We start from the raw sequence: 25,791 nt of genomic DNA on the forward strand, positions 1-25,791 counted from the left end.
AAGCGGATTCTTAATTAATTGGTTTTGATTTATCAAAAAAATCAGATAAAAATTATTTCCGACATAAATAAGGGGTCTATTGTTAAGATATTTTAATTTTTTTCAAGCCAGTATCGATCAAATTCCCGCCACTCAGTATCTGTAGTTCGCCAGTCACAATAGAGGGCAATCCCATCAAGAATGCGCTTTGGGGGAGAAACCGACACTAATCCACTCTTTATTACGCTGATAGAATTTGGAATATTTTCAATGTCCATGTGTCGATAACCATGTAATTGGGGTTCATTAATGAAAGTTCCAACTGCTATTAAATACTTGATTTTGTTTTGTGAATATAAAAAAAGAATATCCTTGGAGAGAAGTTCGCAATTATGTTTGAACACTTTATTATCGGTGATACCTGTGTCAAAATATAGAAATGCAAGTTGGTCGATATACTTCGTTAAAATCTTCAATTCTGGCAGTGTTGTTTTCATTTTCCATGGCTTTGTTTCTGGAGAAGTAGCTACAACAACGGAAGAAATAAAAATTTTAGGCATCGATATCCTTAATCGTCTACAAAAGTCATTAACGTTTTTCCCATAATCTTCTTTGTTTGCATTATTATGATTATCAACAAAGTGATCTAAATAAGGATCCCCAGATAAGATATATTCAAAATCCAAGTGAATTCCGGGTACTCCAAGTCTTTTTATCAATAGTTTAGTATCTGATATGGCATTATTTACCCATAGGGAGTCCTGCAACTGGACGGTTTTGTTTTGTATACCACCTACCCAGGGCAATATGATTAGATCTGGGTTATTTTGCTTTAATTTTTTTACAACATTGACAGCCGAGTCCGTAAATGGATACTCAGGTAAATGTCCGTTGCTTAGGAAGGGTCCAGCGAAAAGATAAACATATTTTATATGATGATTCTTCATTTGTTGGCCAAAGCTATCAACCATTTTCGAAGTTAACCTCTCTTTAGTTGTCGGGTTGTAACCGCGCAGATATAAACTTTGACACCACATGGCATTGTTTTGTCCGTATAATAAACTTACTTCATTTGAATTTTTGCAGCCTTGAAATATTTGTATAGATGACAAGAACAATAAAAAAAAATATAAGGGTTTATAACTTATTAATCGAAACCGCATGCTTTTGAAGATAAAATAAATTGAAATATACTTATTAATGAATATTTCCACAATTTAATATCGAGTTCAGATGCTTAACTAATGGATATTTATCTTCCGTTTTGAGTTTTAATAGGCTCAATATCTCGGTAGGACAGGCAAAATAATTATAAAGAAAAGTGACAAAATAATTCTAAAGTTCACACGAAATTTGTGGCGATGAATTTTGAAAAGTTGTATCGGAAAAACGAGGGTTATTTTGAGAACGGGTAACTAATAATTCAAGTAATGTTTGAACTTACATATACCAGAACTGCGAAACCAGGATTCAGCTTTTAAGACTAAAATCCAAACAGCATGTATGTCAAAATTTGATTTTAAAATAACTAATTGGAAGTTTCGATCATGCTCTAATTTAATCATTCTAATTTTATGATGATATCTCTCGGGACTCACGTCATCCGGATGCGAGTATAGATCGCAATGCAAATACAAAAAAGAGTCACTTAACAAATGGATAATATAAAATCTACCATCAATTATTAAGGGGGCAAATTCTGTTTCAATTATTTTCTTTGACCTCATTGATATTGGATAATTAAGCAAATATCAACCGGGCATAAATAAATATGGCGTAGGTCAATACTTATCCGTGTTAGAGGTACTGGTATACCCGACAAACGAAATAAGCAAGCCCACGCCAAAGCGTGAGCGTTGCGCTTATTCTCCCGTCTGTCTTAAAAATTACCAGTTTTCTAACACGAGATTCTTAGCGAACGCAAAGCATTCAATATTTTACTACAGCAAAGGCTGTTATTTTAATTCATATACAAAGATAATTAAAAATGCCTCCTTCATATTATTAACCTATTTAAAAGTAACAGACTTAACTTCTTTATTACCGGTAAATCTGTCAATAACCTCCTTGATGATGATAAGATCATACTCAGGCAATTTCTTCAAACGTTCCAATGAACATTCCAAATCATCGAAATCAAACTTTGCCTTCAACGTAATCCCTGCTAAATCTTCAAAAGGCATTTCTAACGCTCTACTAAGCTTTTTTATTATTAAATCTGATGGCTTGGCAGTATTTTTTTCGTATCTGTTTATTTGAACATTTGATATACCAGATAAATGTGCCAATTCAATTTTTGTAAGCCCTTTCTCAACTCGTATGCTTTTTAACTTATCACCAAAATTCTCCTTCTCAAAAAACTGATTTTCCATTGTTGTCAAATTCGTTATTTTACTGTACATTCCAAGTTTGAATCTACTGATTATTAGTCAATTGTGAAATGCACAATAAAGTATATGCGATATATAATGATGTATATCGAGTGTTTTTAAAATATTTTCAATTAGAGTTCCTAAAATATTTGATTATGAAAAAAAAGATTTTGTCGATAAACGGTAGGGTGGCAGGTATAATGCTATATACTGATATTTACTATTTGAAAATCGAAGATCTAACCACTTATTTTTCAATACCGTATTCCATTATTAAGGATTTTATATGTGAAAAAAATAAAAGTAATATTTTAAATATAGGTCGGTCTAATTGGATTAGCCTAGACGAAATTCCTGTTTCTATCAAAGAGTATAACTCTTTCCCTACTAAATACGAAATTGAAGCTTTAAGAACTATTCTAAGTGGAAAAGATATTGACAAACAAGGTTTTTTTAAACTAATCAAGGAGCAACTCAATATCGAATTAAAAAGATCTAATCAATACAATTTGATGGTTTTAAGATGTGACTTACAAACGAATGAAAATCAAATACGCAGTATTTCAAGATCGTACGCATTATTCAATTTTTTAAAAACTTGCAAATTAATGAATGGGGTAGACAAGTTTTTGTTATATAATCAATTTAAGAATGAGGATTTGATTTATAAAACAAATTCTAAGGTTGCTTTTTTAAGAAAATACAGGGAATTTCTTAAAAATGACATAAAAGCATTCCTTCATAAAAATATACAGAATCATAATGCACAAAAAATCACCCCCAAAGATGAAAAGGTCATAATGAAAAAATATGGTGATGGGGTTAAGTATAGTATGTCTGAAATTTTAAAATTTGTTAATACAGATCGGATTATCAGAGGAAAAACCAAAATCTCAGCCGCCGCTGTACGGCGCACAATATTAAATCATAAAAGCCTGGTCGCTGCAAAACTAGCTCGATATGGACATGTGGCACTTGAGAAGGTTATAGGGCATGCTTCCAGAATTCAACCAATGAGCATCGGAGAACAATATCAACTCGACGGTACCAGATTAAATTTTTTATTTTGTAATGAGAACGGTGATATCGGGTTTCTTTATGCAGTGGTGGCTTTAGATGTCTACTCAAAGAAAATCGTAGCTTTTTCTTTAAATGAAAAAGAAAGCTTCACTCAGTATATAAGTTGTCTTAAAACGAGCATCAAAAAAGATAACTTCATTCCATATGAAATTTTGACCGATAATTTTAGCGGACTTTCTAATGACCAATTTTTAGATTTCGAAAATCGCTTATCATTTTTAGGATGTACGGTGAGAAAACATTTACCGGGTCAACCTATGGACAAGGGACATATTGAAAATTGGTTTCATATAATAGGAAAAAAATACCTAAAGCGCATTCCTGGTTATTTAGGTGATGGGTTACTTAGTGGAGATAAAGATGGAAAACCGACCCAAGAGATGATACAGGAAGCAAGGAAGCGAAAGAACATTAGAACGAGAGCTGAGGTATACACCATGTTTGAAAATGAAATAATCAATTTTAATTCGACTTACGTATATAAAAACTCAACTCCAAACAATTTATTTAATGATTCAAAAGCTGTCCATGTTATTAGTCTCGACAGCGACGGCTTTAGATATATGTTATTCAATTCAACTAAGAGATTTATAAACAATCAATTAATTAAAATTGAAATAAACAGAAAAAGATATGAGTATTTAATATGGGATGATCAGTTTTTACTAAACTACCTTTATAAAGAAGTTATAGTTAGGTATGACCCTGACAATCCCCAGATCGTATATATATACAATAAAGATAACTTCACTTTACTATTAGAAGTAGATGTTCATTTGCCTTATCATTTGGCAAAATGCAATCAAACCAAGCGGGATGAGCTAGCAATTTTTCAAATAGCCAATAAAAGAAAAGAGCTGAAATCGAAGCTAAAGGCGGCAAAGAATGATTTTATAATGAATTATGAAGATATACCTTTAAATGGATTAATTTATACCCAAGACTCTAAAAATGTAATCCATTCAGCAGAGGAGAAATTAATTTTATCAAGAACTCTCACTAAGAATGATAAAATCAAACGAAGAAAAGTTTATCCGATTTTGACCCAATATGATCCCTCAGTAGGGGAGGATAGCTTTCAGCTTTTAGATAGGTACGCAAATATCAAAGGACGCGGAGGATTGTTATAATGGATAGTGATATCAATCTTAACGATTTTGATTTGAAAAAAATAACAAATCTTGATCTTGAATTTTATATGGAAACAACGAACTTTTTAATTACTCAGAAAGCATGCACTGAGTGTTTGAGATTTTCGAGAATGATTTCGATGCTAGGTGGCCCCGGATTTGGAAAATCAAATGCTTTAACATATTTCGCAAATAACAATGCTAATACTTATTATGTCTTAGTAAGTGAAAGCATGTCACCCAGAGAGTTATTAATCAAAATTTTGGAAGTAATGGGCTTTCAAAATAAACATAGTAGTTCTAGTGTTTATAATTTAATTCAAAGTATTGGTTACTTTTTATCAACAGAAGCTAAAAAATCATTATTGATAATTGATGAGGCAGGTAGATTAAGTAACAAAAATTTAATGAACTTTCACGATTTAAGGAACTCGTTAAATAAATCAGCTGGAATTATGTTTGTCGGTCCATTTTATTTTAAATCAAAAATTGAAAATATGGTTAGAAAAAATGTACAGGGAATTCCTGAACTGAATAGTCGTATTAATTCTTGGATCAGTTTAGAATGCCCAACACTTGCGGAGCAAGCCGAGTATTGTTTTCATCGAGGTATTTTAAATAAACGAATTGCTAATTCTTTAATCATTAGAGATCAGAATTTAAGGAAACTTAAAGAACGAATAGATGAAATCGGAATAACTGTAATTGAAATGCTTGAAAGTAAAGAAAGTAATCATTCTAAAAATGGATTGGAGTGATTATCGTTAGAAGTTAACAATTGCGATACAATTCGTTTTGCTAGCGGGATACAATTTGTATGAAACACTACAAATAGATCGGGCATTTTTAGGCATCTGTTTCAATTCTCTAACCAAAGATAGATTTTTGAATTTGTCGTATCCCTAAACGTTAAATTTCAATAAGTTTCTAATTCTCGCTCACAATACATGCGACCGAAGTATATCACCAACTGTGAATTAATATATGAGATATAATAACTAATGGCCTTAACGCAATATCACAGGGCGGTTAATACTATAATTAGTCTGACATGACGTCGAGAGAATTTTTGTAACAGAAATTCATTTAGCCGTAGATTACACAATAAGTAAAAACAAATCACAAGTTGATCTTAAATGAACATCCATTTTAATAGCTAAATTTATAGCTAACCATTACCCGAAACCCAATGTAACGTCATTGTTTTATGCGACTAAACACCCACCAACATCTTCCTGATTTTTCTAGCTGTCTACTGCTATTGAGCGGGTTATTTATGGCAAATCTGGCTGGCGCATTACCCGGTAGATCAAAGCCACCAATTAAAAAAACAGCATACATCAACATCAAGTTACGATCAGCCGCTAAGGCTTCGGTACAACTGGCGGCATTAAAATATAATAAGCATGTAGCCTTTAGTTTTACCCTTGATGACGGTTACCGCTCTGCCTATACCTGCGCTTATCCGCTTTTAAACGGTGGTATGGTAAGCCCGTCCATTCCGGATGAATACCACAATAACCAGGGCGGCGACGGCGAACATTCCAATGGGCTCTTTTATTCTGACGGCTGCGGGCAAAAGATTCCCTTTAAATTGGCACTGGCCATTAATGCGGGCATCGTATATGATAAACCCGATAACAGGGCCCGCCTATCCTGGCCCGAATTACAGGAATTATATCATGCAGGCTGGGATATTTTAAACCACAGCTGTCATCACGCGACCAAACACGGTACCGATTTTTATAACGAAGTCGCGCAAAACATAACAACCATAAAAGAAAAACTCAGCTTCACCATGACGCAATTCGTCGTTCCCGGCGGACCGAGCGATCCGGGCTATGAGTATGAATACGAAAAAGACGCTTTTAAAACCGGCTCCAATGCCGTAGCTTCCTACGTGGGTCTGGGTCCCGTAATCAATGTAGATCAGCCGGTAAAACTAGATTCCATGATCTACGCCCGTGACCTTTTAAAAAGTTATAAGGACAGTATTGATTTTGCCAGTGTGGATAAAGACATTGCTAAAATCGATTCCCTGATGCAGCAACCGCACCCGGTTTGGTACAATGCATTCACCCATAATGTGGGTAATGGCAATTTATGGTCGATTAGTTTGATATATCCTGAATTTAAGTATTACATGACGACAATTGCCAACAAATATGGCAGCAGCGGCTCTGATCAGCTCTGGATGGCCCCCTGGCAGGAGGTTTATGAATACATTTGGCTAAAAGATCATACCATCGTCACTACCAGGCAAAAAGGTCGTAACCTGGTTGTTAAACTGCAACTGCCTCAAATACCTCCAAATTTCAGAAATAAGGCGTTATCGCTGGTTGTTAAAACCGGAGATACTTTTAGCATAGTTTCCTATAGTTCTGATTTGAAGATCAACGATAACGGCACAAAGAAGCGCCAGCTCATCAACTTAAAAATCAATTGACAGGCGGATTATTAGAGTACGGCGTCTTCACAACCTGAAATCCGGACGACTAAAAGCAAACTTGAATAGAATTGCAATTTTTTTACTTTTGTAACATGACAAATATCCCTTTACACTTACTGGCAGACAGGACGAATTTAGGCTTGTACCTGAAGTATTTTAAAAAGGGTGAAGTTGTCGTTGATGATGAGGCGATTTTATCTGCACACAGGGATGATCATTACATGTTCTTTTTACTGGAAAACGGTTCCGGATCTGTCATGATCGACTTCATTGACATGCCCCTACCCGAGCATTCCCTTTATTATATACTTCCTACCCAGGTACACCAGCGTATCAAAAATTACGCTGCTGATGGTTGGGTTATCGCTGTTGATACCGCTTTGATACCGCCCGAATGCAGGACTGTATTTGAAAGCACCTTAATATTGCAGCAACCTCATGTATTAAATGCTGCCTACCTTCAACAATTTCGCGACCTGCTGGCGTTGCTTTTCGTTAAATATATGGAAGATAATGCCGGTCCGTTTTACATATTGGCCATACATTCACTGTTGCAATCCTTTTTTGCCATTGCCGCTACTTGTTATAATGGCGATGCCGACATGAATTTAAAAGTTTCGCGCCCGGTGCAATTAAAATCCCAGTTTAAAGACCTGCTGACAACTGAGATACGTACAGTTAAAAGCCCGGCAGCATTCGCGGCTAAGCTTAATGTATCCGAGGCATATCTGAGCGAGATCCTAAAGAAAACGACAGGGTTCCCGCCAAGCTACTGGATACAACAGGAAGTGATCATGGAAGCTAAACGGTTATTATATTACAGCGACCTCACAGTTAAAGAGATTGCCCATACTTTAGGCTATACAGACCATTCCTATTTCTCCCGTTTATTCAGCAAGATTACGGGCACCTCCGCCATTGCTTTCCGGGATCAGTACCGAAAATAGTCCTATCATTACGCCAATACCTCTATTTCAACAAGCTTAAAAAGGCTGTTTCTTTGTAGCATTCAAAATTGTCTTACAAGGATATGTCTATTATACAAATAATTGAAGATGCTTTAAAAAATGTTACCGGGCAACAATTAGTCGGTGCAGGAAGGGTATTGGAAGTACGCGCCTGGAAGGACTCGCCCCTCATCGAGATTGACCTTCATTTACCAACTATAGATATAAATGAATGGACTGGTTTGATGAAGATCACATTCCTCATCAGTGATGTTTGCTTTCGTGATTATGTTCCTTTTGGTTGGGATGCCGATACGGCGACCTGTTCATTACTCATTAACGTGGCACGGGATACTTCCGGTGGTCAATGGGCAAATTCACTGCGCAGCGGTGATCCAGTGCGATTCATCAAAATTTTAGTTTTACCTGAAACATTGCATCCTACCAATCTAATCGTCGGGCTAGGCGATAGCAGCCATCCGGCATTTCCGCTGGCTTTACAGCAATTAACATCGCCAGCATCCCGGCTTGATGGTGCCGTAAGTTTTGACAGCCCGCAAACGGCTAAACTGTTCAGTAGCTATTTTAGCACGCCGTTAACCACTGTTAAGCATCAGCGTGATCTGATTAACTGGCTGCTACGCCAGAATTACTGCACAAATCACACTTCGTTTTACCTGAGTGGGAATCAATGCTTCACTGGCGACATTCAAAAACTGTTGAAGAACTTGGGACACCGGAATATTCATATATGGCCTGCTGGCTTGTCCGCTTAATATCTCACAAATCTTAAATCTTTAGTACCCCAAGTTTTTATGGAAACCGGTTTTAGAAAATGGGTCATCGTCGTAACGATCATCACATCAACAATCATAGAACTCATAGATACCACTATTGTCAATGTCTCTATCAACACCATGAGTGGAAATCTCGGCGCATCACTCGAAGATACTGCCTGGGTGATCACCTCTTACGCTATTGCCAACGTTATCGTTATTCCCATGACCAGCTTCCTGGCCGAGAAAATTGGCCGGAAGCAATATTATATCGGATCGATACTGCTGTTTACCCTCGCTTCGGCCCTGTGCGGTTTTTCCACTAATCTCTGGGAACTCGTGGCCTTTCGTTTTCTTCAGGGTATCGGCGGCGGAGCGCTCCTGTCCACATCACAAGCCATACTTTTTGAAACCTTTGCGCCGAAGGAACGCAGCACTGCTGCAGGCATCTTTAGCCTGGGCATTATCATCGGCCCATCTGTCGGTCCGGTGCTGGGTGGCTATATCATTGACAACCTGAGCTGGCAATGGATCTTCTATGTAAACATCCCAATCGGTTTGATGGCCGCGTTCTTGTCTTACGCATACCTCCGCCCGAGCAAAGCATCAACCGATAAGCGAAGTATAGACTGGCTGGGCATCTTCCTGCTGACCGCGGGTGTCGGTTCGCTACAGGTAGTGTTGGAAAGAGGTGAAACAGATGACTGGTTTTCGGCAAGCTATATTGTCGTACTCAGCATTCTATCTGTTATTTCACTGGCATTGTTGATCTGGTGGGAATTGAAAATAGAATTTCCCGTGATCAATCTGCGGGTACTAAAAAGTACTACGCTGTCCATTTCCGCTTTAATGACCTTTGTCCTGGGGTTTTGCCTGTTCAGCGCGATTTTCGTATTCCCTTTGTACGCTCAGCGAATTATTGGTTACACAGCTTTCCAAACGGGCATGATGATGTTGCCCGGAACGCTCATGGCTGCGCTGGTTTCGCCATTCCTGGGCAAGATATTACAAAGCGGCGTGCGTCCGCAATATATTATCATTACCGGATTTCTTTTTTCTGCCATATTCGGGTTCATGATGTCCGGATCTAACCTGGAAACCGGAAGCGCTTACTTTTTTATTCCGCTGATCTTTCGCGGGTTGGGTAATGCCTTGCTGATCGTTCCGCTAACTGCGCTGGCCGTATCGGAGCTTAAACCCCATGAAATTCCGCAGGGTGCAGCCCTCAACAATATGATGCGGCAAATGGGCGGCTCTTTTGGCATTGCCCTCATCAATACGTATATCGCACACCGCGCCGCCGCTAATCGTACCGCGCTGATCACCCATGTTACGCCAGGCGATCCAATTACGCAGCAACGAATGCAGGCTATCATAAATAATCTGGTTGCTCACGGCTCCAATTATTATAAGGCCATGCAGCAAGCCATAGCTGCCCTGGAAAACACAGTGGTTAGACAGACCTATCTTTTGAGTTATATGAATGCATTTTTACTGTTGGCCATTTTAAATGCTACCTGTATTCCCTTGGTACTGGTCACTATTAAAAAAAGAAAAGTAATAAAGGCCGGAAAAGTAGAGGTGTCAGATGCGCATTAAACCGATAGGACTCATTTATAAATTAAACACACCAAACACAAAGATAATGGAAACATCAAATGAAATAAAAAGACCAAAATCAATTTGTATGAATACAGTGGTTTGCGGTATACAAGAAACCGCTCCTCATTTAAGACGAATCAGTTTGAAGCATGAGTTACTGAAACAAATCGGGCCTTTGGCCCCGGGTGGCCATTTTAAGGTTTTTATCCCGTCTACTAAGGACGGTCAGGCTTTTTTGCCGGATATGTCCAGCGGAAGGGCCGTTTGGCCAAATGAAAAAATCAAGCCCCATATCCGTACTTATACGGTAAGAAGTTTGGATAGAATAACGGGAATTTTGGATGTCGAATTTGTGCTTCACGGCGATATTGGGCCGGGTTCTGCCTGGGCCGGAAATGCTTCGATCGGCGACTCATTGGGAATAGGCATCAAATTATCGGGAAAAATACGTGAACCGTCGGACTGGTATCTGTTTGCAGGCGACGAAACCGCTCTTCCTGCGATAAGCGCTATGCTGGAAAATTTACCTGCTGAAACAACAGGTCTCGCCTTATTGGAGGTAGAAAGAGAAACCGATACATTTTACATCAATACCAAAGGCGCCATTGATATATGCTGGCTGTTCCGGAACGGCGTACCGCCTGAACAATCAGATCTGATATTATATTCGGTGAAAAATTTAGTATTGCCTGAATCTGCGCTAAAATCACGCTATGCCTGGATTGCCGGCGAGGAAAATATGGTACGAATTATGCGTAAGTATGCGATAGAACAACTCGGGCTGAACCGTGAAGAATTACATGCGACGGTTTACTGGAAGGCGGGTTTTAGCGAAGACGACTATCATCAAATCAGGAGAGCCCAATGATATTTTAAGCTATCTTATATCTATAAACTATAATCTGAAACCTATTTAAAGAATTTGAAGGGTACAGTAACATTATTTGAAATCAGAGTGCAGACAGGCCATAATATTTTCAGGATATTTTGCTTCTTTTTTACCCATCTCTCGCTTTGGATGCCTACGTGGCGAAAAACAGAGTGGTGTGTTCCTGACTTGCAAGGTGTACAGCATGGCGGCAAAAAAACGACCACATCGTCCTAAAAAACGACTTTTTATTCAAGAACATTCATTATATTTGAATAACGAGTTCATTGACTATCATTTATACGGTTAACAGGCTACCAAACAAAAGCACATTATAGGTGCCTTATTCGGTGCCCCTTCCTGTTTATTTTCGATATAACGTACTGAATATTATAAATATAAATGGTCAGATAATTGTCCTTCCATCCGTTAACCTATCTAAAGTTTGCTATCTTCCTCTTATATAACCTAATACGAAACAAATTAACGAAAAGTGAGTAGTATATAATAATTAGTTTCCAACCCCTCTATTATTTATGGCTCCTTTATTCTTTTCATTCGGAAACTTGTTAAAGCATTTATATCTATGATCAACAAATCCGGAATTATAAAGGAATCTTTTACTGAAGTAATACCCACTTTAAAAAAAGCAGATTTGTTCAGTGTTTTTGAGCGACATGTATTTGATCGTAAAAGAGTACCTTACAACCGGAGGGATTTTTATAAGATTGCTGTAACATCAGGAACCGATACTTTGAATTATGCGGATAAAACTGTTGAGGTTGATCAGCCCGCGCTGATTTTTTCAAATCCAATGATACCTTATGGCTGGGAAGCCAAATCTGCTGATCAGGAAGGCTTTTTTTGCCTGTTCACTGAAGAATTTCTTGCGTTTAAGGACCATCGTCAATTGTTAAAAGATTTTCCCGTTTTTTCAGTTGGTATGGGCCCGGTATATTTTTTAGACAAAATGCAGCTCGATTATATCAGCTCCATATTCAGAAATATGCTTCGGGAATATAATTCGGATTACAGCCACAAATATGATCTGCTGCACAGCCATGTAAATCTAATTTTTCATGAAGCGATGAAAATGAAGCCTGCTGTTGAATATATTAAACACAATGCTTCCGAGCGTATCGCCACACTGTTTATGGCCCTAATGGAACGGCAGTTTCCAGTTGATTCGCTGAAAGCAATTCTAAAACTGAAAACCGCAAATGATTATGCAAAACAGTTGTCTGTGCACGTTAATCACCTAAACCGCGCAGTAAAAGAAGTGACTGGCAAAACTACCACAGAGCATTTGAATGAACGTCTTATAAACGAAGCGAAATTATTGCTTCAGCACACCAATTGGACGATTAATGAGATCGCCTATAGCCTTGGTTATGAATACCCAACCTACTTTACCAATTTCTTTAAAAAACAAACCGGCATTTCACCCAACGCGGTAAGATAAAAGACCTACATGTTTGAATTTCTATGCTTTCTGTTTGAATACCTTTAAAGCCGGGTTACTTACCCATGTACTTTTGTATCAGCGGTAGCTTAGCAAACACCGCTTAATCTATTTAAATATGAAAAACACATTGGAAGGCAAGGTAGCCGTTGTAACCGGCGGTGCGTCAGGAATTGGCTTGGCTATAGCAAAGACATTTACGGAAAACGGCGCAAGCGTTATTATTACCGATTTGCAACAGGAGAATCTGGATAAGGCTGTGGCCGTAATCGGCAAAGACGGTATAGGAATTGTCGCAAACGTATCGAAGCTGAAAGACATGGAAGCTGTATATCAACAGGTAATGGCCAAATTTGGAAAACTTGACACCGTTGTTGCTAATGCCGGTCTTGGCGACCACGGCCCTTTGGGCACCATTACTGAAGAACAATATGACCGCACATTTAACACCAATGTAAAAGGTGTACTATTCACTGTTCAACCAGCAGTACCGTTGATGAAACCAGGCGGTACTATCATCATCATTGGATCAACCGGATCTGTAAATCCGCCACGTGGAATGAGTATTTACGGTGGGTCGAAAGCGGCCGTGCGTAATTTCATTAGGAGTTGGGTTCAGGATACAAAAGGAACTGGAATACGCTTCAATGTTTTATCGCCAGGAGCCATTGATACCGAATCTTTGAGAAACGCACTGGAAAAGGCACACGGTAGAGACCAGGTAGAGGCAGGCGTAAAATCAATGGGAGCAGATACCCCTGCCGGTCGTATCGGTACAACTGATGAGATTGGCCAGGTGGCATTATTTCTGGCAAGTGAAGCGTCCAGTTTTATCACCGGCGTTGAGATATTCGCAGACGGTGGCCTTACAGCCATATAACTATTTAAAGTTCTTTTGTGAAATACCCAAATGGTATTCACTTAATCATTAAGGGTTTTGATTTCGCGAAACCCTTAATGGTTTATAAACGACCCTGATAGAAAATTGCGTCAGAGATTTATTAATGTACATATTTTTAACGGGCAAAGTGTGGCCGGAATACTTCAAAGGAGTTAAGACTTTAAAATGTGAATTTTTCTCTAAACCCTTTATGGCTATTATGTCCTCAGTACATAATTTGACCAAATGGCATAGTAAATAAAAACGTTGAACTTACTTTCATTGAATAATTTCAAAGGATAATTCTCTAGCTCATTGAAAACGTGACAGAATCAATAACCAACTTGTTCATGAAGTAAATATAAAAATGAACTCAATTAGTTTATTTTATGGCTACGCTCCACTTCTTCGGTTTCATACCAATATATCCCTCAAACACTCTTGAAAAATGGCTGAGATTGGTAAACCCAAGCCGAAAGCCGACTTCCGAAACAGTTAAGCGCTCATCTTTTAATAATCGTGCTGCCTCTTGCATCCGTAGTGACTGATAATATTCAAAGACGCCTTTGCCAAATGTTTGTTTAAAAAGTTTACGCAATTTAGTTTCACTCATGCTGGCTTCTACCGCGAGTTTAGCGATATTGGGAGCAGTGGCTAAATGTGACCGGAGATAATCCTTAATTTTATAAACCGCTTTTATATCATCAATGTGAAATTTACTTACCGACTCATCTTTTCTCCCCATGAGTTGATTAAATAAATAGCAAAGCAGTTCTTCACACTTTATTTTAAAATACAGCGCTTCAAGACCTTCATTTACATTTTCACTGATCAGATCATTGGCACATTTGATCATAGCAGCGGTGACATTTGATTCAAATGCAAAATGTTCTTTGTTCTCTGCTATTCGTGCGATAATCGGATGCCGGATATTAGCTGTCATATTTTGCAGGTAACGTTGGTTCACCGCTATATAAATACTTCTGAAAAAAGTATGCGACGGAAATGTCAGAACAGATGATACTGTTTCGGAGAAAACAGCAACCTTGGGTTGTTGATATTGATTGATAACCTGCTCGCTTTTTTCGAAGGGCTCAAATACATCATTAAATGAGAACAAAATGTATTTATCTGCTCCGAACTTATTAATACGCTCCATGACCATCTGCTCTTTCAGATAATAATTACCAATCATCACCCGGAAATCACCTTCAATTCGCATAAAGGTGATAAACCCGCCACCTTTTGATTTTGGAATAGTTATCGTATTGTCTTTCGCCGCGACGCCAAGTGCTGCTGCAAATTCTTCTATCAAGCCTGCTTTTTCTCCGATCATGCCTACTCCTGTTGTTTACGACTATTTTTAAACCGAATCAGGTTATTTTAATTGCAAATCTATATACTATTTTGCAATAGTAATTATATGCGGGATCCATAACATTCTAAATAATCAAAATGACAAATTTATTTTCAAAACTTACTGAACCGGAACTATCGATTTTCGAAGCCATTAAAAATGGTTATATAGAAGAAATTGGGAAAGCTCTAAGTCAAGGCGCTAATGTCAATGTCTTTGGCGACCAATATGAAGTTTATACCAGCATATCTCCACTGGAATATGCTATTTATTGTAATGCGGATAAAAACGTAATTACCTTTTTAATAGATCATGGAGCAAAAATTGATGAAGTAAATGAGGCAAGGAAAAGATCTATATTGGAAATTGTTATTTGCTTTTACAAGGACAATACAATAGTAAATTATTTGTTGGAAAAAGGAGCTCAATTTCCAACAGACCAACATCGCGATGCTTTTAATGGAAATCTAAACGGGCTACGAGTTATTCAGAATAACCTAAACGATATAAAAACACCAAGCGGATGTACACTGCTGCATTATGCAGTAGCCTCCGGTACAGTGAACGTTGCAGAATGGTTATTAAAAGAGCGCGGAACGATCATTGATGAGAAAGATATTTTTGGACTAACCGCCTTATCGTGCGCTGCAACCAAAGGCCATGTTGATGTTGTAAAATGGTTAGTCAAAGAAGGCGGAGCAAAAGTTAAGGAAAGATCCAGACGTGGATTAACCGCATTACTTTGCGCTGCACTTAAAGGTCAGTTGGAAGTTGTACAATGGCTGATAAAAGAAGGCGGAGCAAAAATTGACGAGACTGATAATGCTGGCAATACCGCCTTATTATGTGCTGCTATAGCTGAAAACCTAGAAGTTGCACAGTGGTTATTAGCACATGGGGCGTCCTTAGAGGAGAGAAATGAACAAGGAAAAACAGCTGTGGATTTATTTCCAGGTGGGGAGATCAAAAAATATTTAGTTCAACGACATCCCTAAAATGTCATTGAAAAATTCAACAAATCTTTCGTGAAGAGTATTCATTTGGATATAGCCATTGAAAGTATATTGAACGTTTTATGATTGGTCTTGATAATTACTGACCAGCTCATTTTAGATTCGTATGGTAAAGTTTACGTCATCAGTTAAACTTAGTGTTATTTGTATATTTACTGCTTTAACCGGGTTTTAAAATAATAGATAGCCCCGGAATGAAAACGCAAGACTATCTATTAAGAAACCTAAAGGTTCTTTAGCGTAACTTTTTTACGGACCAAAAATTCTATACATCCGATTAATGGCAGCATAATGATCAGTACCCATTTGATGAAGGTAAACCAGGGTCCATAGGTCAATGAAAAATCAGACAGATGAGGAAATGACCCGGCCATTGAAAAATGATCTATATTTTCCGCAGTATCCATTAACCACATTAGTATCGGTGCAATGTTGATCCAGGCCATCTTAGAATTGGATCTAAAAGCAAGTGATAAAAAACTAATGTAACAAATCGTCAGTGATAAAACCGGGAAGTAAAAATCCAGGTGAAGATAAAAATTCTGATAGGCTTCCCTGCCCTTCGGCCCAAGTGAGGTAAATAACTTTTGTGCATCTGCAGGTGTCCATGTCAGGATATATTCATCCAAAATTTTGTCTGCCAGTGTTCGCTGATTGGTTACAGTGTCAATGCCATGTGGTACGAGGTATCCGAACATTAAGGCCGCTATTGAAAAGAATAAAATACAAATCTGCCATTTCCCAAGTGACTTGCGGAAAATACTTGAAAGGCCGGTATCATTTTTTTTTATATTTCGAGGAGATTGCATATAATATCTGTTATTAAAAGTACTTTGATAATATTAATTTATTCTGTTAATTGGTAAGGCTCACATATCTCCCCAGATAGGTTGGATTTTCTGCCTGATCAAGCAGAAACGTCGCAACATCATGTCTAGAAACAGTGCCAATTTTCATGTCTTTTTGCAATTCGGTATAAATCTTGTAATTCCCAATTGCTGGTTTATCGTTCAAAACCCCGGGTCGCACGATCTCCCATTTTATACCACTTTCCGATAACAACTTTTCCATTCGCGTTTTGTCATCATATTCATTTTTAAGAAAAAGACGAAAAAGAATTTTCATGATTAAATTATGATATTTTCCACTCGCCCCGGCGCCAAACCCCGTCACTATGAATACAGCACCTGTAAAATTTATTTCGTTTACAGCTTGGAGAAAAGCTTTAGCTGTTTTGCTAAAAAGTGTGCCGGGGTCATTGTTTCTACCTCTTTTTCCAATGGAAATGATAACGGCGTCAGCATGCGAAATCGCTTTTTTTACGTCGCCACTAATTGTTGCGTCGCCGCTGATTTTGGTAATGAATGGATTATCAGGTATTGTTTGCGTCGTTCTTGATAATGTAGTGATATAATGCTTTTTATTTAATGCAAGATTCACAGTGTTAAGGCCTATTCCGGATGAGGCGCCAATAATTGCTAAGTTCATTGCTCGTATTGTAAAATTTAATATTTACTTGCAAAGAACGATTATGTCTAAATCAAAGAATAGGATTCAAAAAGGGAGGTATAGCACTAATCACGGAATTGGTATCGAAATTCCAACGGCGTGATATTTTCATTTTTTTTGAAAAGGCGTGAAAAATAATTGGGATCATCATATCCTAAACTGTAGCCAATTTCTTTAATACTTTGATCGGTAAAAAATAAAAGCCGCTTTGCTTCGAGTATAACATACTGCTGGATATGTTCGGAAACTGGTTTTCCCGTAGTTTCTTTCAATGTATCGTTGAGATGTGAAACAGTTATAGAAAGTGCGCTGGCATAATCCGCAGGCCGCTTCCAATTTTTGAAGTGTGTTCTTAACAAGGTACTGAATTCACGTTCTATTTTTACACTTTGGTTTACCTGGCCAGTTTTGTTATCTGGTCTGGATATGCTGTAACCGATTATTAAATTCAAAATTGCTGTTAAAATAGCATGAACAGAAGTATTGATAAATGTATCTTGTTTGTCATGCAGCAAAGTATTAAGCAGGTCAATCAGTTTTAGCACTTGTAAAGGGACGCCGGTTTCGTTATTATAAAGAAAAGGGTCAAGCCCCCAATTCATTAGAATTTGCGTAAACTCCTTAGTAATTAAAGAGGGATCGAAACCTATAAAATACCCTTTTGGAGATGTAAGAAATGTCAAATGATGCACTTGCCCCGGCACCAACATGATCAATGCGGGTGCGGAAATATCAAAGTCTTTAAAATCAACCATCAGCTTAAACTCTCCCTCCATAGGAACAATGATCTTATAATAATTGTCGCGATGTGGAATGAACAGATTATGTCCGCAATCAATATCATCTTGCTTAATATCCATAACAATAACTCCTGCAGGAGTTAGCTGTGAAATTTTAAATTCTTCAATGATATTAGAATACTTTTTCACTCAGGTTTTGTATTTATAAGTCTGAAGTACCGATAATTCACATCAAACTTAATTAAATGTGCAATAAGTAGAGAATGGTAAAGGAACATACAATTCTGTTATCATGGTTTGACAATACGAAGCTATTGACAGCCTGGCCCTCATATCGGCAAACGCCGTCGACTTAAGCAAACCTAAAACAATTTTAAATATCAAAAAGCACAAAAAAAAACACAAAACGGACACTAAACACCTAGTCAATGGAACGTAATTTTGATGTTATAAACCGTTTATATTAGCTTCTGTCCAAATTATTCTTAGCTGGGCTATGCTGTCCCGGATCAAACCAACAATAGTATGAGAATTTATTTTTTGATGTTTTTACGTAGTGTACTTTTTGCACCGCTAATTCTTATCTGTTCGTTCAGCCTGTTTGCCCAGGTTAGTAAATATCCGGCTATATCCGGTCGTCTTACTGGCGCCCCTGTCACTTCGTCGCCCGACCCGATCGTCCGTATGAGATGGCTAAACCCAACCGCCGCCCATGATCTGGAAACTTATCAATTACGGCCGGTTAAATGGACGGTCCCTGACCCTGGGAGTTTTAACCTACAGCAGTTTCAATCAAAAAACATTATTGAGGTAACCGGTAAAGGTGATATCGGTTTTGATTTTGGCAGAACAAATGCTGCCTGGCTGGAATTCGATTCGGACGACCTTGCTGATAGTGTCACCCTGAGTATCAGCGAATATAATGAACCCGCTATTGTGAACACCGGCGCAATACATCCTATAAAAACACTCGCCCCTGTTAAATATGGACACCTATACCGGTTGGAGTTAAACCCTGAGCTTTATGAAGGTGTAAGGTTTGGCTGGATCCATGTACTTTCACATCAGAGGAACTGGCACATCAAAAACCTGAGATTGGTTTGCCAGGTAAAACCTGTTAATTATAACGGCAGTTTTTCCTGTAGCGATCCTGAATTAACCAAAATATGGTATACCGGCGCTTATACTGTAAAGTTAAATCTGCAAAAAGATTATTTTGGCGCCATCCTGATGGAAAGAAGCGATCGCTTTTCGTGGACGGGCGACGCTTATCCCTCACAAGCCGCATCGATGGTGGCGTTCGGCAATTATGATTTTGTTAAAAAGAACCTGGTAAACACTGCCAAATTAGATAACGGTATTGCAAGCTATGCCCTTTACTGGGTTCTAAGCGTTATTGATTATATCAACTATACCGGTGATGTGGCATTTTTGAAAGAAAATATAGCTAATGCCTCGCAAAAACTTGACAACGCATATCAAAATTTTAACAACCCGGTTAAGCTTGGATTTTACGGATGGGACGAGCGTTTAGGCGCCGGATTTGAAAACCCCACCAATACTGAAACAAAGCATGCGTATGCCATGCTTTCTATAAGGGCATGGTTCGAGTTTGGCAACCTGATGAAAAAATTTGGCGAAGAAAAACTAGCCGATAAATATCTGCATTATGCCACTGGCAAAATGGATGAGGAACGCAAAAAAAGCTCATGGCTAAATGAATTTGGCCTGCATGCCTCCGCTGACGCAATCAATACTATGCTTACTACCCCACAGGAAGATTCTGCATTTTATCAGCACAATTATATGGATAGGGCAAACCGGCTATCCTATTCGCCATTTAACGAATTTTTCATTATCGGCGCCATGGCTAAAATGAATAAATATAACGATGCCATAAGTGCAATTAAAGATTGCTGGGGGGGACAGATAAGTTATGGCGGCACAACATTTTTTGAAGTATATCGTCCAAGCTGGAATTTGATTCTTGGAAAAAATGATGCACCTGTAAATAACCAATGCGGTTATACCAGCCTTACCCACCCATGGAGCGCTGGGGTAGTAAAGTGGTTATCAGAAGAAGTGCTTGGCATAAAACCAACAAGTCCGGGCTTTAAAACGTTTCAGATCATTCCACACTTGGCTGATGGTTTAACATCCGTTAAAGGAACAATACCTACATTGTCAGGAGATATTTCCGCGGATTTCAATGCGGCTTCCGGCATTAATAAAATAGCAGTTCCTAAAGGCACCCTGGCTGAAAAAATTTCAATCCCGACAGGCCAAAACGCAGTTTACAAAATCAGCATGAATGGCGTTGTTATATGGATCAAAAGCGCTTCTGCTGAAGCTAAACAATACAATACACGCATCAGCAATGGTTATGTTTTTTTAGAGAATTTAAAACCTGGAAAGTACAATTTTAAGGTCACTTATAAAAAAGCTTATCAACCAACTGCAGTTAACTCCCTGCCCTGGAAGTACACCATTAATTCATTTAAAGAGGATAGCCTGACCGGCGGGCAGTGGAATGGAAAATATGGCACTGATGGGTTTATCTTATTCAACTATTTTAAGGCAGGTAAACACTTGCAAAAGCTTCCCGTTTATGTTGACTCTATTGTATTAAGACAAGATAAAAACATTTATATGGATCTGCCGGCCGCCAATGCTACATTAAGAGATACTACCGGGGCTTATAAATCGCTGGGCGCCATTGCAACCCAGGATCATATACCTTGCCTGCAAACAATGACGATAGATATCCATGCTTCAAATAGCGTCCCGCATCAAATGGCTTTATATTTTTTGGATTGGGATAACAAAAATAGGCGTTCAGCTATTGAAATTTTTGATTTGAAAACGTTGAACCTGTCAGCTCCTGTGCAACTCGTAAAAAATTATAAGGGTGGCAAATACGTAATCTTCAATTATTCCGGCAGTACCCGGATCAGGATTAATCAGGTCAGAGGGGAAAACGCGGCGATAAGCGGCTTGTTTTTCAAATAGAAAATTACCAATGCTGCTAATGATGAAACTGGAAAGAGGGATTTAGTTGCTATTAATAATACGATTAATAGCAGGAATCATACATACATTAAAACATAAAAAATTCGGGTTCAGGAGATCTGATAACGCTGCCTGAGCAAATCCTTCATAAAGCAATTTACCTGGAACTGATCTGCAACTGGTGTGCCTGTAAAAGGCAAGGCAGGCATGTATGGGGGTGGCCCAAACTCGGTTGTTATAGTTAAAAAGGGCCGCTTAATTTCATTGTTGTATGCAACTATGCTATCCCACCATCCCAGGAAGTGATCAAGCGCATATTTCCATTCGGGTGCGGCCGGGTTTGCCACTTGCGGGCTCTGTTCAAAGCCAATGCGGCCATGGATATGCCTGGCTCTTGTTATCGCATTATTTAGCGTACCGGCAAAATTTTCGAGCATGCTTTCTGTAACACAAACCCAATGCGAAAGATCAGCCGTTAAAAGAAGCTCTTTTCGGATCTCAAGAAATCCATCTATCATTTGCGGGCAATAGCCGAACCTACCGCGGTGTGTTTCGTGCGCAACCATGACTCCGGTTTTCGCTGTGAACTCCTGCGCAACGTCGATCAATTCAAGATTTTGCTGAAAAGAAAAATAGTCTCTGCCCGTATGAGAATTAATAAGCAACGGGCCGGGCTCGGCACATTGATGGAGATTAGCTAAAAAGGATTCTCTGAATTCCTTAAAGGTATTACCACTTGCAGCGTGCTGATGTGATACGATATTCATCCCATGCTGCTGCAGATAATTGAATAATACCTTCTTATCATTATTATCCACCGGTATCCATGTATCGATGCCGTCATAGCCTGCCAGCCTTATCTTCTCAAGAAAGGCTTCCAGCTTAATATGTTCATGGCCCCATAGTGGGCAAAGTATTTTAATATCCATTTAAAATGAATCTAGAAAAATATAGCTTTTATTTTTATCAAATAGCATCATGCAGCTTTCTTAACCGCAAATTTTGTGGCTTTTGTACAACGTTGTTTTATAGTAAACTTACCAGTTCCATCTGTCTTTATATTTTGACCGATGCTATTGACCTCGACCTTATAGTTTACTCCCGGCTGTAAGCCTTTAACCGTAAATTGGTAATTATCAGTCGATGTCATCGTCCACGAAAACGCATTAGGCGTCCACGAATGTATCTGCATGGCTATGTTTTTCTTTGATCCGGCATTTACCTGAAGCAATATATCATCTTTGTTGTCCGGGTAAAAGGTCAGCAGCGTGCCGTTCTTAGTCGCGCCAAAACCATTGCTGCTTTTTATTGAAAAGCCGGCAGTGCTCATGATATAATCATGCACACTTAATTTTAACTGATATACTGTATCCCTAAGGGTATACGAAAATTCAGCGCCATTTAGAGATGCCGACATATTGGGCTCAATACCCATCCGATTCCATTTAGGGCGGATACCATATATATCGCGGTACAAAGCCGTTATAGTCGTCGAAATCCCAGCTAAAATATCATCACCCTGACCGGCTTGCGTAACCCTGTCGTAACCTTGCGACGAAAGTCCGTCATTTTTGTATTGTTTCAGGATGTTATTAATGTATTTAAGCGCTATTCCTTTATTGTAACTGGCATAAGCCCTGATTCCAAGATATCCCCAGGTAGGGAAAATATCGCCATTTTCATATTTCGGAAACGGCCAGTTTCCGCCAGAAACTTCTTCTCTTCTGAAAGAATCAAAACATAATGGCCAGTGAAACAGATTTTCTTTAACAGCTCGTGCTTCTATCTGATCCAGGATCTCCCCTATCCGTTTTTGGTCATCACAAAGTCCAAACGCAATAGCGGCGAAGTTCACTGGCGTAACCAGGTTGTCGCCGTGAATAGAACCATCATCATCGCGCCAATAAACATATTGTTTTTTCTCAGGCGACCAGAATCCGCCTTCAGCGATAGGCTTGTTAAATGCATTTTTCAATCGTTTTGCCACTCCCGTATAGTAAGTAGCTTTTTCTCTGTTACCCAACACTTTTTCGCAATTTGCCCAAAGCGTTAGCGCTTCGTACATCTGGGCGTTGACAAACGAGTTTTCATAACTTGCCCAAACAATATCAAGCCAGTCACTGCATTTCTGTTCTGAAACGTTGTTATTCATCATTTCAAAAATACCGTTATGATTAGTGTCGCGTTTTATCAGCCAATCGAGTGCTTTTTCGCAGGTGCTCTGATGCGCACGCAGCCATGTGGTATCGCCACTCAGATCAAATTGTTCGCTGGTATTGATCACAAAATCAGGTTGTGAATCTATGGTATATCCCCACATAGCTTCATAATAACCGGTTTGGGCATTATAAGTCCCGGGCATCTCATCACCCGGCACATTATGCCAGCGCGATAATACACGTCCGTTGGGTAAAACGGCTTCATCACGCTCCTGGTCAAGTGTTGCCGACATGTTTTTTGTGTAGTTCTTGTCGTCTACAGCCATACCTATCTGCGCGAAAAATGGTTCGTGCAGGCATTTCCAATTAGATACCCAACCATTTGCACCAATAATATTATTGTCTACTACACCATATCTTCCTGTCGTATTCAATAGTTCACGTACAGCGACAGCATCTATCCCTGGCAGCTTACCTCTTGAGTAAGCTTTAAAATAGTCAATATACTGAAGATCAACTTCCAGCTTAACGGTAGCCTTTTTAACTTCAAACGGAGCGAATATATCGGCTTTTCCGGATACAAAGCGGCTCAGGTTATACCGTTGGGATAACGAGCTATCTGTCACATATTGTGTACAGGTAAATTCATTTTTGGCGCTATGTGAATATTTTGTAGCGATATGATACCCTTTATCTATTTTAGTACTTATGCGCAGGGCATTTCCCGATTCGGCATTCCAGAATGTTACACCGCCTGTGTGTACACCGTAGGTATCATCAACCTGTTTAAGATATTTACACCAAACCATTCCGCCGTTATCTAAAATGCCGCCCTTCCAGACAGACATGTTGGCAAAATTATATTGCGGCATTGCCATATCTTCAAGGCCAGTGCTGTTGCCATACTCCCGTGTAATATTCCAGCGGATCTTATCGTCTACTAAGCGAAATTCCCAGGTTTCGTTAATAGTGATGCCATTGTTACCATATTTTAAACCCGAGAGCTTTATTACACCGTTATCCTTTGTCAGCTTGACACCAGCCGATTTGCCATTTGAGAAAAACGCTTTGTCTTTCGTTTTGATCCCGGTGTAAATCCCGGCAGGAGATAAAACATTCTGCCCCTTTATTCTCAATTGCTTTATTACATACCCCGACGAATAAACGACTACCAATGACAATTTTTTATCAGGAGTGGATATCATAATTGTCTTTGCCGGAGCGGAATATTTTATGTCATTGGCCGATACCAGTTGTGTGCAAAAAAACAGACTCATAAGAAATACCACCGAGATATTTCGAAGCAAGATTAATAGTGCCCGCATATAATTATAAAGATTTTCGAGATGTAAATTAGCGCTTATATTTTAGTGTAGATCAGTGGTGTAATCTCATTATCATTTAAAAGATCACCTACTTTTAAGCGCGATATGGCCTCTTCAGACAAAATATTAGGTGTGCCGTTAAAAGCATTACCATCCGGCATATAAGCACAAGTCATTGCCCTGCGAAAACCTGGGGTCATGTTTGCATGTGCTCCGTGAATAGTGAGCCCATTATGAAACGAGCAGCTGCCTGCTTTCATTGGAGCAGCGATAGATTTAGAAGTTTTAAATTCAGGATACGTAGTAAATATCGCGCCCATGTTTTTACCGATACCAGGATTTTCAAAAGTGGTTTTTTGATAGGATTCCGGAATAAAAAACAGACACCCATTCTCATAAGTAGCATCATCAAGGGCCACCCATATCGATAATGCCCGCCTGTCGCTAAACGACCAATATGGTGTATCCAAATGCCAAGACGTTGGGTTCGCCCATGGTTTTTTTATTAATGCCTGGTCATGCCAGATCCTGATACCGTCAACACCCGCTAATTCGGCGGCCATTTTACCCAGGCGTTCATCAAGCATTATTTGTTTGATCTTTTCATTGTCCTGCCAAAGGTTAATCAGCTGGTCAAAAACATTATCATAATATGATTTATCGTTTTCATCGCCTTTACCATAAACCTCTTTACGGTCGGGCATTTTATTGCCGTTTCTTTTCTTAACGGCTTCATCCAGGGCTGTGCGCCAAAAGGCCAGTTCATCCGGTGACAAAAAATTCTCTATTACTAAAAATCCGTCACGACGGTATTGCGCAATATCCTGCGACGATAGATTGTTGTTCATATTTGGTAGTCTTTGGTTTATATTTCAAAAGTATCTTTAAAACCATTCGGGCGTTATAACAGGATGAACTATTTTTTGTACTTTTTGATATAAATTCAGCCCAATAAGACATTCAAAAATTCTCTTTTATAATCCGGCTTTTTTTCGATTCGTATTTAAACTGCTTGTTAAAATTTGACAATATTTTTGAAACCCAGACTTTCAGAAATAGTTGTCATGCCGCGATCTGTTTCGATATGTACTTGTGGGCTTTTTATATTCTTAGCGATCTTGTTCTACTAAAATA

The 25,791-nt window shown here is 38.8% G+C and carries 20 protein-coding genes; 11 read left to right on the forward strand and 9 right to left on the reverse strand.

Annotated elements, in window-relative coordinates; all coding sequences use genetic code 11:
* Positions 1 to 92 precede the first annotated feature (92 nt).
* The gene (locus BW976_RS02045) at positions 93 to 1,091 is read right to left on the reverse strand and encodes a glycosyl hydrolase family 18 protein (RefSeq protein WP_175614015.1); all 999 of its coding nucleotides are present in this window, start codon (positions 1,089 to 1,091) and stop codon (positions 93 to 95) included.
* A gap of 897 nt (positions 1,092 to 1,988) precedes the next feature.
* Positions 1,989 to 2,351, reverse strand: a complete 363-nt coding sequence (locus tag BW976_RS02055; RefSeq protein WP_076369890.1) for a helix-turn-helix domain-containing protein — start codon at positions 2,349 to 2,351, stop codon at positions 1,989 to 1,991.
* Between the two features lie 155 nt (positions 2,352 to 2,506).
* Here BW976_RS02055 and BW976_RS02060 point away from each other — a divergent pair, with 155 nt between their 5' ends.
* From BW976_RS02060 to BW976_RS02100, 9 genes are all read left to right on the forward strand, one after another.
* Positions 2,507 to 4,561: a Mu transposase C-terminal domain-containing protein gene (locus BW976_RS02060; RefSeq protein ID WP_175614016.1), complete on the forward strand. Its 2,055-nt coding sequence runs from the start codon at positions 2,507 to 2,509 to the stop codon at positions 4,559 to 4,561.
* Positions 4,561 to 5,319: an AAA family ATPase gene (locus BW976_RS02065; protein WP_076369893.1), complete on the forward strand. Its 759-nt coding sequence runs from the start codon at positions 4,561 to 4,563 to the stop codon at positions 5,317 to 5,319. Before BW976_RS02060 ends, BW976_RS02065 begins: the two co-directional genes overlap by 1 nt.
* 518 nt (positions 5,320 to 5,837) lie before the next feature.
* On the forward strand, positions 5,838 to 7,007 hold the full coding sequence (locus BW976_RS02070) for a polysaccharide deacetylase family protein (protein WP_076369895.1): 1,170 nt from the start codon (positions 5,838 to 5,840) through the stop codon (positions 7,005 to 7,007).
* Between the two features lie 95 nt (positions 7,008 to 7,102).
* The gene (locus BW976_RS02075) at positions 7,103 to 7,957 is read left to right on the forward strand and encodes a helix-turn-helix domain-containing protein (protein WP_076369897.1); all 855 of its coding nucleotides are present in this window, start codon (positions 7,103 to 7,105) and stop codon (positions 7,955 to 7,957) included.
* Between the two features lie 83 nt (positions 7,958 to 8,040).
* Complete coding sequence (locus BW976_RS02080; RefSeq protein ID WP_076369899.1) at positions 8,041 to 8,733, forward strand: hypothetical protein; 693 nt, start codon at positions 8,041 to 8,043, stop codon at positions 8,731 to 8,733.
* 39 nt (positions 8,734 to 8,772) lie between these two features.
* Complete coding sequence (locus BW976_RS02085; RefSeq protein WP_076369901.1) at positions 8,773 to 10,332, forward strand: DHA2 family efflux MFS transporter permease subunit; 1,560 nt, start codon at positions 8,773 to 8,775, stop codon at positions 10,330 to 10,332.
* Between the two features lie 46 nt (positions 10,333 to 10,378).
* Positions 10,379 to 11,203, forward strand: a complete 825-nt coding sequence (locus tag BW976_RS02090) for a siderophore-interacting protein (RefSeq protein ID WP_076369903.1) — start codon at positions 10,379 to 10,381, stop codon at positions 11,201 to 11,203.
* A 586-nt stretch (positions 11,204 to 11,789) separates the two neighbouring features.
* Positions 11,790 to 12,665, forward strand: coding sequence for an AraC family transcriptional regulator (locus BW976_RS02095; protein WP_084192019.1), 876 nt, complete (start codon positions 11,790 to 11,792; stop codon positions 12,663 to 12,665).
* 118 nt (positions 12,666 to 12,783) lie between these two features.
* Positions 12,784 to 13,545, forward strand: a complete 762-nt coding sequence (locus BW976_RS02100) for an SDR family NAD(P)-dependent oxidoreductase (protein ID WP_076369905.1) — start codon at positions 12,784 to 12,786, stop codon at positions 13,543 to 13,545.
* Positions 13,546 to 13,927: 382 nt separating this feature from the next.
* Here the strand turns inward: BW976_RS02100 and BW976_RS02105 are convergent, their stop codons facing one another.
* Positions 13,928 to 14,881, reverse strand: coding sequence for a helix-turn-helix transcriptional regulator (locus BW976_RS02105; RefSeq protein WP_076369907.1), 954 nt, complete (start codon positions 14,879 to 14,881; stop codon positions 13,928 to 13,930).
* A 119-nt stretch (positions 14,882 to 15,000) separates the two neighbouring features.
* On the opposite strand from BW976_RS02105, the gene BW976_RS02110 reads away from it, so the two are divergent.
* Positions 15,001 to 15,897 (forward strand): ankyrin repeat domain-containing protein, encoded by an 897-nt coding sequence (locus BW976_RS02110; RefSeq protein WP_076369909.1) that lies wholly within the window; start codon positions 15,001 to 15,003, stop codon positions 15,895 to 15,897.
* A gap of 242 nt (positions 15,898 to 16,139) precedes the next feature.
* Here BW976_RS02110 and BW976_RS02115 read toward each other — a convergent pair whose 3' ends face one another.
* The 3 genes from BW976_RS02115 to BW976_RS02125 form a co-directional block, all read right to left on the reverse strand.
* Positions 16,140 to 16,613 (reverse strand): hypothetical protein, encoded by a 474-nt coding sequence (locus tag BW976_RS02115; protein ID WP_139332168.1) that lies wholly within the window; start codon positions 16,611 to 16,613, stop codon positions 16,140 to 16,142.
* Between the two features lie 157 nt (positions 16,614 to 16,770).
* The gene (locus BW976_RS02120; RefSeq protein WP_076369913.1) at positions 16,771 to 17,403 is read right to left on the reverse strand and encodes an NAD(P)-dependent oxidoreductase; all 633 of its coding nucleotides are present in this window, start codon (positions 17,401 to 17,403) and stop codon (positions 16,771 to 16,773) included.
* An 86-nt stretch (positions 17,404 to 17,489) separates the two neighbouring features.
* Positions 17,490 to 18,353: a helix-turn-helix domain-containing protein gene (locus BW976_RS02125; RefSeq protein ID WP_139332169.1), complete on the reverse strand. Its 864-nt coding sequence runs from the start codon at positions 18,351 to 18,353 to the stop codon at positions 17,490 to 17,492.
* A 336-nt stretch (positions 18,354 to 18,689) separates the two neighbouring features.
* On the opposite strand from BW976_RS02125, the gene BW976_RS02130 reads away from it, so the two are divergent.
* The gene (locus BW976_RS02130) at positions 18,690 to 21,173 is read left to right on the forward strand and encodes an alpha-L-rhamnosidase C-terminal domain-containing protein (RefSeq protein ID WP_084192020.1); all 2,484 of its coding nucleotides are present in this window, start codon (positions 18,690 to 18,692) and stop codon (positions 21,171 to 21,173) included.
* 110 nt (positions 21,174 to 21,283) lie between these two features.
* Here the strand turns inward: BW976_RS02130 and BW976_RS02135 are convergent, their stop codons facing one another.
* From BW976_RS02135 to BW976_RS02145, 3 genes are all read right to left on the reverse strand, one after another.
* Positions 21,284 to 22,102, reverse strand: coding sequence for a sugar phosphate isomerase/epimerase family protein (locus BW976_RS02135; RefSeq protein WP_076369919.1), 819 nt, complete (start codon positions 22,100 to 22,102; stop codon positions 21,284 to 21,286).
* A gap of 47 nt (positions 22,103 to 22,149) precedes the next feature.
* On the reverse strand, positions 22,150 to 24,537 hold the full coding sequence (locus BW976_RS02140) for an alpha-L-rhamnosidase-related protein (protein WP_245834601.1): 2,388 nt from the start codon (positions 24,535 to 24,537) through the stop codon (positions 22,150 to 22,152).
* A 155-nt stretch (positions 24,538 to 24,692) separates the two neighbouring features.
* Positions 24,693 to 25,505, reverse strand: coding sequence for a phytanoyl-CoA dioxygenase family protein (locus BW976_RS02145; protein ID WP_076369923.1), 813 nt, complete (start codon positions 25,503 to 25,505; stop codon positions 24,693 to 24,695).
* Between the last annotated feature and the right edge of the window lie 286 nt (positions 25,506 to 25,791).

The sequence above is a fragment of the Mucilaginibacter lappiensis genome (assembly GCF_900155965.1).
Lineage (GTDB): Bacteria > Bacteroidota > Bacteroidia > Sphingobacteriales > Sphingobacteriaceae > Mucilaginibacter > Mucilaginibacter lappiensis.